This is a genomic window from Leptolyngbya sp. AN10 (genome assembly GCF_050565645.1).
In the GTDB taxonomy this organism is placed as follows: domain Bacteria; phylum Cyanobacteriota; class Cyanobacteriia; order Leptolyngbyales; family Leptolyngbyaceae; genus Leptolyngbya.
This window is the reverse complement of sequence record NZ_JBNXVP010000009.1, coordinates 207,297-223,603: the sequence shown is the minus strand read 5'-3', so window position 1 is coordinate 223,603 and position 16,307 is coordinate 207,297. Positions and strand designations below refer to the sequence as shown.

11 protein-coding genes are annotated in these 16,307 nt (G+C 47.7%); 4 read left to right on the top strand and 7 right to left on the bottom strand.

The features are described from left to right. Nucleotides 1-113 precede the first annotated feature (113 nt). Nucleotides 114-2,375 (bottom strand): amylo-alpha-1,6-glucosidase, encoded by a 2,262-nt coding sequence (locus tag ACQ4M5_RS15495; protein WP_430676537.1) that lies wholly within the window; start codon nucleotides 2,373-2,375, stop codon nucleotides 114-116. A gap of 390 nt (nucleotides 2,376-2,765) precedes the next feature. On the opposite strand from ACQ4M5_RS15495, the gene pyk reads away from it, so the two are divergent. Beyond that, a complete protein-coding gene (gene pyk / locus ACQ4M5_RS15490) occupies nucleotides 2,766-4,547 on the top strand; it encodes a pyruvate kinase (protein WP_430676536.1) in 1,782 nt (593 codons plus the stop codon). Between the two features lie 253 nt (nucleotides 4,548-4,800). Here the strand turns inward: pyk and ACQ4M5_RS15485 are convergent, their stop codons facing one another. Both ACQ4M5_RS15485 and ACQ4M5_RS15480 read right to left on the bottom strand, forming a co-directional pair. Further along, on the bottom strand, nucleotides 4,801-5,676 hold the full coding sequence (locus tag ACQ4M5_RS15485; protein ID WP_430676535.1) for an ABC transporter permease: 876 nt from the start codon (nucleotides 5,674-5,676) through the stop codon (nucleotides 4,801-4,803). Nucleotides 5,677-5,685: 9 nt separating this feature from the next. After that, entirely contained in the window at nucleotides 5,686-6,705 is a 1,020-nt protein-coding gene (locus ACQ4M5_RS15480; RefSeq protein ID WP_430676534.1) for an ATP-binding cassette domain-containing protein, read from the bottom strand. 271 nt (nucleotides 6,706-6,976) lie between these two features. Here ACQ4M5_RS15480 and ACQ4M5_RS15475 point away from each other — a divergent pair, with 271 nt between their 5' ends. Together ACQ4M5_RS15475 and ACQ4M5_RS15470 are read left to right on the top strand one after the other, a co-directional pair. After that, entirely contained in the window at nucleotides 6,977-7,936 is a 960-nt protein-coding gene (locus tag ACQ4M5_RS15475) for an orange carotenoid-binding protein (protein ID WP_430676533.1), read from the top strand. A gap of 96 nt (nucleotides 7,937-8,032) precedes the next feature. Further along, nucleotides 8,033-8,362, top strand: a complete 330-nt coding sequence (locus ACQ4M5_RS15470; protein ID WP_430676532.1) for a hypothetical protein — start codon at nucleotides 8,033-8,035, stop codon at nucleotides 8,360-8,362. A gap of 234 nt (nucleotides 8,363-8,596) precedes the next feature. On the opposite strand, the gene ACQ4M5_RS15465 is transcribed toward ACQ4M5_RS15470, so the two are convergent. From ACQ4M5_RS15465 to ACQ4M5_RS15450, 4 genes are all read right to left on the bottom strand, one after another. Further along, nucleotides 8,597-9,322 (bottom strand): hypothetical protein, encoded by a 726-nt coding sequence (locus tag ACQ4M5_RS15465; protein ID WP_430676531.1) that lies wholly within the window; start codon nucleotides 9,320-9,322, stop codon nucleotides 8,597-8,599. A gap of 4 nt (nucleotides 9,323-9,326) precedes the next feature. Continuing rightward, a complete protein-coding gene (locus ACQ4M5_RS15460; RefSeq protein ID WP_430676530.1) occupies nucleotides 9,327-10,760 on the bottom strand; it encodes a NupC/NupG family nucleoside CNT transporter in 1,434 nt (477 codons plus the stop codon). Next, nucleotides 10,760-11,608, bottom strand: a complete 849-nt coding sequence (locus ACQ4M5_RS15455) for a glycosyltransferase (RefSeq protein WP_430676529.1) — start codon at nucleotides 11,606-11,608, stop codon at nucleotides 10,760-10,762. Before ACQ4M5_RS15455 ends, ACQ4M5_RS15460 begins: the two co-directional genes overlap by 1 nt. Before the next feature lie 306 nt (nucleotides 11,609-11,914). Beyond that, nucleotides 11,915-13,381: a glycosyltransferase gene (locus ACQ4M5_RS15450; protein ID WP_430676528.1), complete on the bottom strand. Its 1,467-nt coding sequence runs from the start codon at nucleotides 13,379-13,381 to the stop codon at nucleotides 11,915-11,917. Between the two features lie 245 nt (nucleotides 13,382-13,626). Here ACQ4M5_RS15450 and ACQ4M5_RS15445 point away from each other — a divergent pair, with 245 nt between their 5' ends. Then, nucleotides 13,627-16,287, top strand: a complete 2,661-nt coding sequence (locus ACQ4M5_RS15445) for a DUF4912 domain-containing protein (protein WP_430676527.1) — start codon at nucleotides 13,627-13,629, stop codon at nucleotides 16,285-16,287. Nucleotides 16,288-16,307 lie beyond the last annotated feature (20 nt).

Below are 16,307 nucleotides of genomic sequence, written 5' to 3'. Positions count from 1 at the left end.
TCAACAGAAGTGAAAACTGAGCCAAGTTCAGAGACAGCAAATAAGCGTTCTCCTGCCGCGTAGCTTACTCAGTTTTCACTTCTCTAGTTGTATAGAGATTGCCAGATCAGTCTCTATGCTTCGATTACGACTCGTAAATTCCCCCGTTTTTTAGAGACGCGGCAAGAAGTCGAAGATCCCGATCGCTCAAATTCCAAATCCAACAAAGTCGGACCTACTCGAAGATTTTTCAGTGCTAGATAGTTAATCGATTCCGGCAATGCTGGGTCAATCACGCGCAAACAGTTTCCAGGTGCATCAGGGACTAAATTCACAATCATGTGAACCAGTTGGAAAACACTTCCAGTTGCCCAAGCTTGTGGAGTACAAGCCACCGGATATTGCACAGGTTCGTTGTCATCAGTGCGATCGTAGCCACAGAACAATTCTGGCGGACGCTGATATGGCTGGTGACGAGTCATATCGAGTAAGCCTTTAAAGAGTTCCAAAGCTTGATCGATTAGACCGAGAGAACGAAGCCCGATCGCAATTAACGCATTGTCATGAGGCCACACTGATCCAACGTGATAACCCATCGGATTGTAAGCAGGTGACAAGCTACTTAATGTCCGAATGCCCCAACCATTGAACATGTCAGGAGCACGTAGCCGTTCTGCAACACTGTAGGCTTTCTCCGGTGTGAAAATTCCGAGTTGCAAACAATGTCCTGGATTCGAGGTAATGCTATCAACTGGATTACCATCACCATCAAGCGCCAAAGCACAGAAGTCTTGATCTTCCATCCAGAAATCACGATTAAATCGAACTTTGAGATCGCGAGCTTCTTCTTCCCAGCGATCGGCAAGATCAATTCGCTTTTTCATTCGAGCAATTTGGCTCAATCGAACTTTGGCGGAGTAGACATAGCCCTGAACTTCGCAGAGCGTGATCGCACCTTGAGCGAGTTTGCCTTTACGATCGACAATACAGTTCCCCGAATCTTTCCAGCCTTGGTTATCTAGACCACGTTTCGATTTACGCTCATAGCTGAGATATCCGGTTGGCTTTAAATTGCGGTCGACCCAATCCATTGCAGCGATCGCATTGTTCCAGAGTCGATCGAGCGTCTCATAGTCCGCTGTCCAAGAGAAATATTCAGCATACAGCATCAACCAAAGCGGCGTTGCATCAACTGTCCCGTAGTAAGGCGTGTGCGGAATTTCCTGGCATCGTGCCATTTCACCAAATCGAATCTCGTGCAGAATCTTACCCGGTTGTTCCTCGCGCCATTCGTCGTCAGTCTTGCCCTGGTAATGTGCCAAAATTGTCAGTGTTTCTCGTGCAATCTGCGGATCGAGTAGCAAAGTTTGAGAAGCAGCAATGATCGAATCTCGTCCGAACAAAGTTGAAAACCAAGGCACTCCAGCAGATAAAGCTTTGTTCTTACCAAACGTTTGTCTGAGCAGATAGACATCTTGTTCAGCACGTTCGACCACACGATTAAATGTGGTTTTATCCGTTCGGATCTGCGTTGCCTGTTGCCGCCAATGTTGTTCTTCCGCCGACTCTGCTGCTTTCGCTTGAGATAAGGTAATCGGCGCACTCACTTTGGAAACCGGACGACCATTGCTCAAAGGCTGCAATCGATATCCAAGCGTCTGCTTCTCATGCGGTTGGAACTTCAATTGCCAAACAGCGGTATAGCCTTTCACTGTATCCGGTTGATAGTGAACAAAATCGATTCGGGATTCTAAGATTGAGCCATCCAATCCTTGATAAGCCAACGTTAGCTCCATCGGAGATTGTCCCAATTCATCGACCGCGACAAATGAATCGACATCATCCACCTCATTCGCTTCTGAGGGCAATCGTCTCAGGAGTGTTCCTCGCTGATTTCGACCAAATCCTCGCACCTCGAAGAGATCAATAAAATCGGCTCCGAAACTCAAACTCAGTTCAAACTCAACAGGTTCAGTACTGTAGTTCGCGATTTCGATTTCCTCAAACAATCCGCCATTCAGAACCAGTTCGCGTTTGATCCCGATCGTTTCTGCGGGAATGCGATCGTCTAATCTCGGATTAGTACACAGCACCGATAGTACAAAACCTTTTTCTGCTGTACTGCTGAGCAAAATGGGCGATCGTCCATCAAGCTGTAATTCCAAGCGATTGAGAAACCGCGTATCATTGCAAAACAGCCCTAAACCGCTACTTCGCCCTTCATCTGATGATCCGCCGATATTTCCAAACGTATCGGTCAGCAAGAACATATCATCGTCTTTGAGTGTCAAAATCGGCTGCGGGCGCTCATTCAAAACGGAAGCCCACTCTGGTAGAGGCATCTGATCGGCTGGAACAAACTTTCTTCCGTCGAGTTCAATCAGGTCTGAAATCATTGGTCACAACTATGGGCAAACGACTAGGGGAGCGAGTTGAGAACTGCAAACAATTGAAACAAAATTTAAACCGTAACTATTTTAACGAGGATGCGATCCGTATGCGGAAGTTCCAGACTATTCTGATTAATTTTCTTTTATTACGATCGATCTCTTTTTGAATCGATTCTGAAAGTCAGAATTCTCTTACATAAATGACTTGAAGTTTCCCTCTAACTTTCCGTAACATTTTGCTTACAAAGCTGCGATAATCTCTATCCAAAAGCGATTCTGCCCTGTGCCCAAACGTGGTAGTATCCCAGATGCCCTCGATTCATTTAGACCGGATCGTGGATGTGCTGCTTTGTATGCAGGTTCGATACTATTTGACTCTCTAGGTTTTTCACTGTAATGCCATTGCAATCTTCTCACCGTCGCACGAAAATTGTTGCCACGATCGGACCTGCAACCAGCAGCCCGGATGTTCTACGCGATCTGATTGAAGCTGGAGCCACCACGCTACGTCTAAATTTTTCGCACGGAACGCACGATGATCATCTCCGCAGCATTCGCCTGATTCGACAAGTTTCGTTTGAACTGAACCAACCCGTCGCGATTCTACAGGACTTACAAGGTCCCAAAATTCGCTTAGGACGCTTCGAGAACGGCTCGATTATTTTGAATAAAGGCGATCGATTTACGCTCACGAGCCGCATGGTTCCCGGAACTCAGGAAATTAGCTCGGTGACTTACGATCTCCTGTCCGAAGAAGTTCCTCAAGGTGCGACGATTCTGCTCGATGATGGCAGAGTTGAAATGAAAGTCGAAGAAATTGATAAGGAGACGAAATCGCTCCATTGTCGTGTTGTCGTCGGTGGACCCCTCTCGAACAATAAAGGGGTCAATTTCCCTGGTGTTTATCTATCGATCAAAGCTTTAACTGACAAAGATCGCAAAGATTTAGTGTTCGGATTAGATCAAGGCGTAGATTGGGTAGCACTCAGCTTTGTCCGCAATCCTCAAGACGTTTTAGAGATCAAAGAACTGATTTCGAGCGCGGGCAAATCGGTTCCAGTGATTGTCAAGATCGAGAAGCACGAAGCGATCGAACAAATGGAGGCAATCTTATCAATCTCCGATGGTGCGATGGTTGCCCGTGGGGATCTTGGTGTTGAACTGCCTGCCGAAGATGTGCCAATCCTGCAAAAGCGCCTGATCAAAACTGCGAATCGTCTAGGAATTCCAGTGATTACCGCCACTCAGATGCTCGATAGTATGGTGCATAGCCCACGTCCCACTCGTGCAGAGATTTCCGATGTGGCAAACGCGATTTTGGATGGAACTGATGCGGTGATGCTGTCGAACGAGACGGCAGTTGGAAAATATCCGATCGAGGCAGTCTCTCAGATGGCATCGATCGCGATTCGGATCGAGCAGGAAAACATGAAGCAACCGATCGAGAATAGTGGTCGATCGATTCCAAATGCGATCAGTCAAGCGGTCGGAAATATTGCCGTACAGCTTGATGCGTCTGCAATCATGTCTTTAACCAAAACGGGATCAACGGCTCGTAACGTTTCAAAGTTCCGTCCTAGAACTCCTATTCTCGCAATTACGCCTCACGTGGATGTCGCTCGTCAACTGCAACTCGTTTGGGGTGTGAAGCCACTTTTAGTATTAGATCTGCCATCGACTGGGCAAACTTTCCAAGCTGCGCTGAATGTGGCACAAGAAAAAGGCTTAGTTTCTGAAGGTGATCTCGTTGTTCTCACGGCTGGAACGCTTCAAGGGGTCGCAGGTTCAACCGATTTGATCAAGGTTGAAGTCGTCACCGCAGTCCGTGGAAAAGGCGTGGGAATTGGACAGGGATCAGTTAGTGGTCGCGCTAGATTAGCTTCGACGCTGAAAGAGATTCGTCAATTTCATTCCGGTGAAATCTTAGTTGCTCCGAGTACGAATGCAGATCACATTGATGCCATTCGCAAAGCTGCTGGAATCGTGACCGAAGATAGTAGCTTAACGAGTCATGCAGCGGTGATCGGACTCCGATTAGGAATTCCTGTCTTAGTTGGTGTGAAAAATGCGACGGGCATGATTCGCGATGGTGAGATTGTCACGCTCGATGTACAGCGGGGGTTAGTCTATTCTGGTGGCAGTGATGCGACTCAAACCGATGCGGCTTTGTCGGTGTAGAAATTCTATTTATGCCTGAACGAATAGAATTCGCGGGTTACAAGAAGTCTATCAATTAAAAAATCGGAGGATCGTTGAATTTGATCCTCCGATTTTATAGCTGTACCTATTTCAGTTAAGACACTTCTAAGAAGCCCCCCAGCCCCCAATTCTGGGGGAGCAAGAGTCTTAAGCCCCCAGAATTGGGGGTTTGGGGGCAACTCCGAGGATGTCCTAATCTAAACTTCTACTGCTATATTTTGTGCTAAATCTTTTAAGCTAATCGACGCTTCATCAAGGGTTGAACAGCGACAAGCGCGATCGCACAAAGTCCAACTAAAATCAGCAATGCTCCACCCAAAGTCACATCCCCAAACGGAGCTTGCATAATCACACTGCCAAAGATCCAATCCGGGTGTAGATAGAGATATCGAATAGGTTCGATCGCATAACTAAGCGGGTTCAAAGTCGCGACCACTTGCAACCATTTCGGCATAAACGACAACGGAACAAGTGCTGTACTCGCAAACAGTAACGGTAAGTTCGTGACAAAGATTACAGCAAGTAATTCAATGTGCCCCGGTAGTGCAAACGCCAATCCTAAACTTAAAGCAGTCACTCCAACAACTAACAGCAGAACAATTAGAGCCACTAATGCAAGCCCGATCGGACTCGGTAATCCTGCACCTAAAAAGGCACTCATCACGACGATCGCGGTCGTTTGGATCAGACTCAGAGTCGTAATGAAGATTGCTGAAGCCATCACGATCGACGATCGCGAAGCGAGTGGAGCGACTAACAATCGATTGAGAAATCCAAATTCTCGATCGAACATCACGGGAAGTCCTGCATTTAACGCACCGCTAAATGCTGTAAACACGATCACGCCAGCCCCTAAGAACTGACCGTAGTTCACTTGCTCCCCGAACAATCCTCTCGGTGCATTTTGGAACAGTGCGCCAAATAGGAACAACCACATCAACGGCTGAATAATGCCAGCAATCAAGGTAGAAGGGCGACGTTGCAATTGAATAAACAATCGTCGAGTCATCGCAGCCGTTTCTTGGAAAAATTCGCCTACTGGATTCGGAGGCGCGATCGTTGACTTGGAATCGAACGAAGTTTTAGACGGGGTAATGGTTGTACTCATAGTTGTTTGCTATCTCATACTTTGCTTACGTTCTGCTTTTGGATCGCGACTTCCAGCGGCAGCGAGTTCCGCATCCATCAACGTGCGCCCAGTGGCGGCAAGATAGACATCATCTAAACTCGGTCGCGATTGAGCAATTCCAAAGGTCGGAAGTCCGGCTTGTTGGAGGGCTTGTTGAACAGTCGATAACGCATCACTATTGGGGGAAACGACTAAGTTTAGCGAATTTCCTTGCGCTGAGTTGATGATCACTTCCTGAACGATCGGTAAAGATTCGAGCAGCGATCGCGCTTTTTCGGCTTCATCTAAAGGTGAAAATTCTCGAATTCGTAAAGTAATCCGTTCGCCACCGACTTGATCTTTGAGTTCCGAAGGGGTTCCTGATGAGATTACGATACCCCGATCGATAATTGCTACTCGATCGGCAAGTGCATCAATTTCCTCTAAATAATGGCTCGTAATCAAAACGGCTGTCCCTTGTTCGCGCAGTTGACGCAGGAAATTCCAAACCGCAACACGGCTTTCGATATCAAGTCCAACGGTCGGTTCATCTAATACCAAAACGTCTGGCTGGTGAAGCAATCCCGCAGCAAGATCGAGTCGTTTTTGCAATCCACCTGAATATGTGCCGCTCTTTTTATCTGCCCATTCATTGAGTCCGAGCAGAGTCAACATTTCAGCAATTCGAGGTTTGATCGAGGCTTTTGGCAAATGATAAATAGCCGCCTGGAGTTCGAGCAATTCGCGACCTGTGAGCATTTTGTCGATCGCGACTGCTTGAGCGACATAGCCTAATCTTTGTCGAGCAGCACGAGGATTGTCGATCGCGCTAATCCCCGACACTTCGATCTTGCCCGCATCGGGTTCAGTCAAAGTACACAGACAGCGCAACGTCGTCGTTTTGCCTGCTCCATTGGGACCCAAAAGCCCAAAAATTTCGCCGGGTCGAACCTCTAGCGAGACCTCTTTGACCGCTTCCACTGATCCATAGCGCTTCTGTAGTTTTTCAATGAGCACCGCAGGAGTCATCTCACTCCTCCCTTTTTGATACAAATCTTTAGGATGTTCTTTCTCTATTGTAAGAACTGTAAGCCTTGAGATCCCAAGCATTCAAGATATTTATGAAAAATCCTGGATTCAGAATCAGCCTGGAAGCATCGAGCCACTCTATGAGCAGGATTGTAAAGAAGCGTTAACTGATTTGTAACAAAACGTGATAATTTGTACGGTAACGGGAAAACACGACGTTCTACAGCGATTGAGTTTTCTGCGACTGATCCATTACTCTAGGTCTCAACTTATGCCGATTACCATTGATTCAGCACGTGGTATTTTTCCTAACACACTTTCAGCGGATGCTGTACCTGCAACGACTGCTCGCTTCAATCAACTCAGTGCGGAAGATCAACTGGCTTGGACTTGGTTCGCTTACTTGGAAATGGGTAAAACTGTGACGATCGCGGCTCCGGGTGCTGCTAGTATGCAGTTCGCAGAACCGACATTGGCAGAAATCAAAAAAATGTCGTTTCCTGAGCAAACTCAAGTCATGTGCGACCTCGCAAATCGGGCAGATACTCCGATTTGCCGCACCTACGCAACTTGGTCGCCTAATATCAAGCTCGGTTTCTGGTTTCAGCTTGGAGAATGGATGGAGCAGGGTGTCGTTGCCCCGATTCCGACAGGTTACGAGCTTTCGGCGAATGCGTCGGCAGTACTGCAAGCCTTACGCGAAATGGATCAAGGTCAGCAAATCACCGTTTTGCGGAACTCGGTTGTAGACATGGGATACGACACTCAGAAGTTAGGCGAGTTTACCCGCGTGGCAGAACCCGTTGTGGCTCCCAAAGATCAATCTCAGCGCAGTGCCGTCAAAATCGAAGGCATCAACAATGCAACCGTCCTGAAGTACATGGACAACATGAACGCGAATGATTTTGATACTTTGATTGAGTTGTTCGCACAAGATGGAGCTTTACAACCGCCGTTCCAAAGACCGATCGTGGGTCGCGATGCGGTGATGCGCTTCTTTAGAGAAGAGTGCCAAAACCTGAAATTGATGCCCGAACGCGGTGTTGCTGAACCGACTGAAGACGGTTACACACAGATCAAAGTGACGGGTAAAGTTCAGACTCCTTGGTTTGGTGCAGCAGTTGGAATGAATATGGCTTGGCGCTTCTTGCTGAATCCGCAAGGTAAGATTTTCTTTGTCGCGATCGATTTACTCGCTTCTCCGAAAGAACTCTTAAACTTGATTCGATAAGCGAATTGCTCGATCGAAGATGATTCCGTTGTGAGCGTTCTACTACAAGAGCGCTCATTCTTTTGTTGATCCTTTGGGACTGTATTTAATAAAGCGATGCAAGTGAGTGAAATTCAGTGGTCTAAGACCGAAAAAGAGATTGCTCGATCGGCATTCGATCGAGCCTATGAGCGAGAAATTGAAGCGTTAATTCAAGAGGTAGTTGATCGAGCCAGCACCGTTTCAAATCAGCAAGATATTTGGCAACTGCACGATTTTCTTAGTGCAAGAAGACATGAAATCGATGGTAAATATGACTATCGCTATTCTGGTTTGATCTTTGTATTTGCCAGATTGATCAAAGAGAATCGGTTATCGATCGAAGAACTGAAAGGGCTAGAGACAGACAAAGTTGCGAAAATCTCTGCCCTGATCAGAATGAGTTAACTCAAATCTTGTACCACTCTCAAGATGGCAATTTATGGACGTTTCGTTCATTCGCGAGTCCGCCCGGAGATAAATCACCGGGCTAATGGAGGGAACCCCACTGAAGTGGGCTGAAACCGCACTCTTAGGGGGCTTCAGCCTCCTTTCTCCCATTAGCCCGGAGCGTTTACCTCCGGGCGGACTCAATCGCAGCGACGGACTCCCATCAACACAACATTTTAGACAAACTCTGCGTTAACTCGCTCGGAGACTGTTCGAGATTGCTGAAGCCGCACCTAAAACGCGATCGCCTCCTGCATTCGTCGCTGCAACCAATACGAGTAATACACTATTATTCGCCTGTCGTGCCAGGATTACACCTCCGACAGGCTGAGTGTTTCCCCCGATCGTTAAATTGCCTGTCCAATCGATCTGGACTCCGCCGGGAATCGATCGAACTTCTCCCGTCTGAAATCCTTCGCCTTGTCGAAACGCATTTTGAGCCGCTGTTACTAAAGCTTCATTCGGTACTACACCGCCCGCGATTCCAAGCTGTGATTGCGGTTGAGCTAATACGCTGTAAGCTAAATTGCCGTCTGGAGCTTCGATCAAGACAGTTCCAGCAAGCGGACTGACTTTGTAACCCTGAAGAATTCCAACAATAAAGCGATTATTCGGATCTTTGTAATCGCCACTGATAGGAAGAGGGGGAGCCGTTTGAGCCGCAGGCAATGGAGCGGTCGGCGTAACAGGAATTACAGGAACCGCTGTTGGGGAAGCAGTCGGAGACGGAGAGGGAGACGGGGAAGCGGTCGGAAGTGGGGGACGATTCGCGGGTAAAGACGGATCGACCGGAATCGGAGCAACCGGAACACCAATTGCCCCAGTCGGAGAAGGTGAGGGAGTCTGAGCAATGCTAGAAATTCCAGTAAATAGCACCATTGCCAGCGCAAACCATCCTATTAACCATTTGCGTTTCATTGTTCTACCCTCTCAGAATGGATGGATTACCAAAATAGAAGACTCCAGCTACACAGCCGATCATTAAAGTTGCTAAAGTGGCTGCCCAGAGCGCTTTCCAGCCTAAACTTGCTAAATCTTTCCGGCGGGATGGAATTAAAGCTGAAAAGCCACCGACAAAGATTCCAACTGAGGGCAAGTGAGCGAATCCACAGAGGCAATAGCTAATGATGAGTAAAGCCCGATCGCTAATTGTTCCCTGACTCGCTAACACGCCTAATTGTTGATATGAAGGCACTTCTGTTTCGAGCAATCGCCGCCCGATTAAGACCGAAGCTTGCCAAATCTCATTCCAATTTGCAGAAACTCCAGTTAGAAACGTTAACGGCACAAACAGCGCACCGACAATATTTTGCAGCGTGATTACCTGGAAGATTAATCCAATTCGTCGCACGAAGAGATTGCTACTAGCCGCAAGTCCAGCCAGGTTTGCAAAGAAGAGATTAACGAGTGCGATTAGTCCGAGAACGGCGATCAAAAGAGCCGCGATCGCAATTGCTAATTTCACGCCGTCCATCGCGCCCAGAATCACGCTTTCCATCGCTCCAGACGGGCGTTCTGCCGTCATTTGATCGTTCTCTGGATCGTCTTCGGGCAATGCACCTAATGTTTTCGGAACTTCGGTCTCAGGAACCAATAGTTTAGAAATCACGAAACAGGCAGGAATCGCCATGATTGAAGCGGAAACTAAATGCCCGGTAATGTTCGGAAATACTGGACGTAATGCTTGGGCATAAAGAGCAAGAACCGTAGAAGCAATACTTCCATAACAACAAGTCAGAACAGCACAGAGTTCACTCCGGGTCATGCTGGCGAGATACGGTCGAACCGTTAAAGCAGACTCAATTCCAACAAAAATATTCATCGAGCCGCTTAATGCTTCTGCACCACTAAGATTCATCGATCGACGAAAAATCTTGGCGAAAAATTTCACAATCGGTTGAATCACACCTAAGTAATACAGCAGTGACATTAATGCAGAGAAAAAGATCACTAACGGCAACGCTCGAAATGCGAAGGTATAGCCTAAATTCAGATTTTCAGGACTTAATCGATCGCCTGCCACTGGAACATACGGAGGCGTAATTGCACGAGCAATCCAACGTCCCACTAAAATCGGTCCCGGAGTCACATTCGGTTCTGGAACTAACAGCGATCCAAACAGAAATCTTGACCCTGCTTCAGTCGCATCTAAAACGGCATTAATCCCATTACTAATGACGCTAATTACAAAGCGCGTCACTGGAAACGTAAACACCAACAATCCCAGAATCAATTGAAGCGCAATACCCCAGAGAATCACCTTCCACGGAATCACGCGGCGGTTTTCAGATCCGAGCCATGCGATCGCACACAGCACGAAGATGCCACCGAACGATAAAAAATTTAACCAAGACATTATTGATATCGACCTAGCTGCTCATTGAATCGAATTTTGAGTAAATCCAGAAGCATTTTAATCGAGTCTTGGATCAAATTCACTTTCGACCGCTTTTTCTGATGTTTTTCAGCCACTTTCGCCGGAATTTCTCCGATCGTATATCCCCAATTTTCAGCTAAATAAATTAGCTCTACATCAAACGAAAATCCGCTCAGTGTTTGATGAAAGAACAATTTCTTTGCGGCAGATTTCCGAAATCCTTTTAGTCCTGCCTGAGTATCACTGTATTGCAGAGCAAGAATCTTACGAGATAGGAAATTAAACACTTTCTCAGCAATTTTCTGACTCAATTTGGTCTGTTTCTGATTGCCTCGTACCAAATTACGATTCCCGATCGCAACATCACAAGTTTGCAATTTCTGAATTAACAGATCGAGATGCGCTAACGAATACGCCAAATCACTATCAAGAAAGCAAATTAGATCTCCATCTGCATACTCAACGCCGCGCCGAATTGCATATCCTTTTCCAGCACGCGGATGATAAGAAATCAATCGAATTTGAGGCGTTTTTGCCAGGTGAATTCCAGCCGTAATGATGCCTTTTGTGCGATCGCTAGAACCATCATTCACGAAGATAAACGTAAAATTCGGATGCGTCTCTAAATAACGCAAAATCGCTTCAAATGTATGGCGAATATGAGCTTGCTCGTTATAAACCGGGAGAATGACCGACACTTGATCGATCGTATTTAAACGAATCGGGGTAGAAGTTCGCGAAGCCTGATGTTGCGGAGTGCTGCGACGAGTTGGACGAGAGCTTTTGAGTTGTGCCCAAGTCTCGATCGGGTTCCAAAGTTTTTTCATTAGCTTTTACCTAATCGATTACGTCATACGGCTAAGAGCATGTTTGAAACGTATAGAAAGCCACTTCACTTCGATGTCCTCTCGCCCCGGAATGGAATTCGGGGCTAACAGAACGAAGTCCACTCAAGGGGACTGGGAGAACGCTTTCAGAGTCTTGAGTCCCGTTTACTGGACTTCGCACCGTTAGCGCCGACTTCTAGTCCGGCGCGAGTGAATGCGTCCGAACGGCTACTTCTCAAACACCGTCTAAGAATTCAGGCTTCAATTAAGATACAAGATTCAAAACAAGCGAAGCAGTCTAATTTGCTAAAAGAACTTAATCTTCTTTGAAGCATAGAGACACATCTTTAGTAGAATCAAACCTTCGCGAACATGAGCAATATTCGACTCGCCATAAGTCCGAGGCTGATATCGCACAGGCACATCAACGAGATGCAATCCTAATTTTGTCGCGCCAAATAAAAGATCAAAATCGCCAAACGGATCGAAATCGCCAAAATAACTTCGTCCCGCTGCAATTTTTTCATAATCGCTTCGTCGCAACACTTTCGTACCACAGAGCGTATCTTTGATCGATTGCCCTAACAAAAATGAAAACATCAAGCTAAAAAACTTATTCGCCCAGTTATTCAACCAAGGCATCGCTTTTCCCGATCGAGGATAGACCAGTCGCGATCCGTTGACGAATTCTCCTCGATCGCTCGATATCACTTCATAGAAATGCGGCAAATCTTCCGGTTGTACGGTCAAATCCGCATCCAGAATCATCAAAATGTCCCCAGTCGCTTCCGCAAATCCCAATCGAACCGCGTCTGCTTTCCCTTTCCCGGTTTGCTGAAAGGCTTTGATCGTAAATTTCGGATGTCCTTCTTGTACGACGCGCTGAATTTCTTCCCAAGTGTTGTCGCGTGAATGTCCTTCTACAAAAATGACTTCGGTGTGACTTCCAAGTTGGGGTAAACGCTCGATCGCGCCTCGAACATTCCCCGCTTCATTCCGAGCAGGCACAATCACTGAACATGAGTAAGGCTGAGAATTTGCAGCAAATTGCGGTTTCGCGACCACGTAATTAGTTAGACAAAAATGATTCACGATCGGAAGATGCGCCAATCCGCGATTAAATAACGGCGCAATCAGTGGAATGTTTTTAGGAAAAAGAAACCGACGGCTCGATCGGAGAGGCAAATACCCCGTAATCTGTAGCAAATTCAGCACATCATTCATCGAGAGCCAACTTTGTGGTGGTTGAGGACGACGCTGACCAATTTTCTCAGCAAAGTGAAGAAGCGGCTGCCACAAAAAATTGTGAAACGTCAAAATTAATCGCGTTCGAGAATGACAAAAGGGCTGTAAATTTGCCAAAACTTGTTGCACATCACTTAAGTGCCCCAACACCCCAGAAAGCACAATAAAATCGAACTGCGTTTCTGGCAAATCCTCCGGAGTTAGCGTCTCCGCATCCAAACAATAAAACTGTAAATGCGGATATTTCGCCTGTGCTAAATCCACCATCGATCGAGAAAAATCAATCCCAATCCCGATCGCTGGATCGACCGCAGCCAACAACGTTCCTGTCCCACAGCCAATTTCTAAAACGCGGCTACCTTTTGGGATAAGAAATCGATGAAAGCGATCGAGATCCTGATAGTAATATCGATTGCGTTGATTCCAAGCATCTAGATTCACAGCAATTCGATCAAAATACGATCGCACCTGCGCCTTGAACGCATTTTTATAGCTCGATTCCGGTGATTTCGTAACAGAATAGCTCATCCGCATTCGACTCAATGGCTGGTTTTAGCCGCTCCATTTTCTCATATTGATTAATAAACTCTTAACGAGTGATCAAAATTCTACGATTCACCGTATTGTAATCATCAGTTGCTCTCGTTCTCTGGGATAAGTGCGATTCTGTTCACACCGCTATTCCAATAACACCTGTAATCCGTATCCAGTTGCACTTGTCTTCCTAGACTGCAACGATGTAAAAAAGTTTTTGCTACCACGGTGACAAAGATATGGTGCATAAAAGTTACTCAACCACAGTCGGTCTCGCGCTTCTCCTCACGGGTGTTACCGTCGCAGAGGTGCAATTGGTTCGGGCGCAGACTGCTTTCAAACTTCCTGATTCCGTTGCTGAAGGAACCAATGTCCGCATTGATGGCTCCGTCAGTATGGCAGCCATCAACTCGATTCTAGAAAAAAGCTTCGAGCAGCAATTTCCCAAAACTCAAGTGAATGCCGCTTCAAACGGTGTCCCTGCTGGAATCCAAGCGGTTCTCAGTGGACAGGCAGATCTCGCTGCGATCGGTCGTCCTTTAAATGATCAAGAAAAAGCTCAAGGCTTAAAAACGGCTCAAGTCGGACGAGACAAAATTGCGATCGTTGTTAGCGCAAACAATCCGTTCAATCGCAGTTTAACGATCGATCAATTCGCCCGCATTTTCCGAGGTGAAATCACCAACTGGTCACAAGTCGGCGGTCCGAATCTTCCAATCAAATTCGTCGATCGACCCGATAGCAGCGACACCCGCGAAGCCTTCAAGAGCTATCCCGTCTTCAGACAAGCGAAATTCGCCACAGGCGCAAACGCGGTCAAGTTAAACGAAGATACCACTGATGCGGTCGTTTCCAACTTGGGCAACAACGGCATCAGCTACATGACCGCCAGCCAAGCACAAGGATTAAAAGGCGCAAAGATCGTGACGATGCACGGAACACAGCCGACCAATCCTCGTTACCCGTTCTCGCAAGCGCTCTATTACGTCTACAAAGACGAAGCCAATCCAGCGGTTCAGGCTTTCTTAGGGTTAGCCACGACAGCAACGGGACAAAACGCGATCGCCAAATCCGGTGGAGTCCTCGACCCTGTTACCGCCGCGAAACCTGTAACGGCTCAAAAACCCATAGCCGACAGCAAACCTGCTAAACCCGCTACGACAGCCGCAAAAAATAGCACTCCTACGAAAGAGAACGCAGCCCAGCCATCCGGCAGCGGTCAAACCCTCACCGGAGCCAATCCCCAGGGCGGCAACAACAATCCTCAAGGCGGCAGTTCCCAAGCAGGGGGCGGCAATCCTTTAGCCTTCCTGTTCCCTGGAGAGAATTCAGGCGGGGCTGGAACTGCGGTAGATACCGGGACTGGACTTCCGAACTGGCTCTGGTGGCTGTTGCCGATCGGTTCAGGTGCGGCACTGCTTTGGATGCTGGCAGGTGGACGGCGCAATCGTCGTAGAACATCCGTCACGGACGATCGAGGCGCAACTGGAACCTTTAACGCTCCTGGATATTCCGATTCTGACGATCGCAAGTACGGTGGCGCTCCCTATGTCGAAGGCGGGTACGATCCGATTCAAACAAACGGTGATTATTCGGCTGGAGTTGATACTCCCGATACGAACTTAGAGTGGAATACGGAAGGCGATCGATTGGGCAATCTCGACCTCGAACCGAATACAACTGGAAATGTCGATCGCTCTAATCCATTCAGTGGTTTGGGTGGTGCAGCTTTAGTCGGAGGAGTCGCAGCAGGAGCCGCAGGTTGGGCACTGAACCGCGATCGGCGCAGCAAGATCGTGCTCAAATCTCGAAGTTCTCAAGAAGTCGAAGCGTTCTGGGATATTCCCACCGAAGAACGGCAAGAGATGAGACAACAGGGCGGAGAAAAATTAGCCCTCCGACTGTACGATGTCACCGATATTGATTTATCGCAACAACCCGCACACAGCGTTCAACAATTCGACTGTGATGAACTGACCCAACGCCAACGATTACCGATCGCACTTCCCGATCGAGATTATCTCGCAGAAATCGGCTACCTCACTCCCGATAATGAATGGCTGAGTTTGGCGCGATCGACTCATGTTCGCGTTCCCGCTGCCTCTGGAAATTCCTTCTTTGGCAACGTGGCGAAAGCAGGAGGAGCCGCTGTTGCTGGGGGAGCCGTTGCTGCGAGTGGTGCAGTTGATTCCGCGAAGTCGTTCTTGTCAGGCGATCGAGACACTGACGTAGAGCCTGTCAGCAATCCTGCAACTCCAACGACTGAGATCCCTTCTGAGAACTGGTTCCAACGGATTACACATCGTGTCGCTGATACGACGACCGATGCGACCCAATCAGGGGGAGCCGCTGTTACTGGAGGAGCCGCCGCTGCCGCTGGAGCCGCTGGAGCCGCTTGGTCGTTCGTTTCGGGTCAGCGCAATTTAGAGACGAAGGCTCCAACCGAAACCACTTCGTTTACCACAGGCGAAACCGTTTCGTTTACTCCAACCGAGACTACTTCATTTACCACAGGCGAAACCGCTCAAGTGAATTCATTCATGACGGGTGAAACCGTTACGCCTTCGATGCCTACTGAATTGGGTGAAGGTCGCTTAGTCTTGACTCCGCGTAATGCTCGATGGGCGTATGCGACTTGGGATTTACCGCGATCGCTGCGATCCCGTATCGATCGTAATGCAGGCGATAATCTGGTCTTGCGCCTGTACGATGTCACCGATGGCGGCACTCGGTTGCCTTCCCGATACGAGCAGCATGACATTGACGAAATGGCTTTGTCTTGCGATGTCCCGATTCCATTAAGCGATCGTACTTATATCGCTGAAGTCGGTTACGTCGATGCTGAAAATGTTTGGACTCCATTAGCTCGATCGGCTCCCGCCCAAATTCCAGCAAACTAACCCCAACAAAAAAGCGGTGA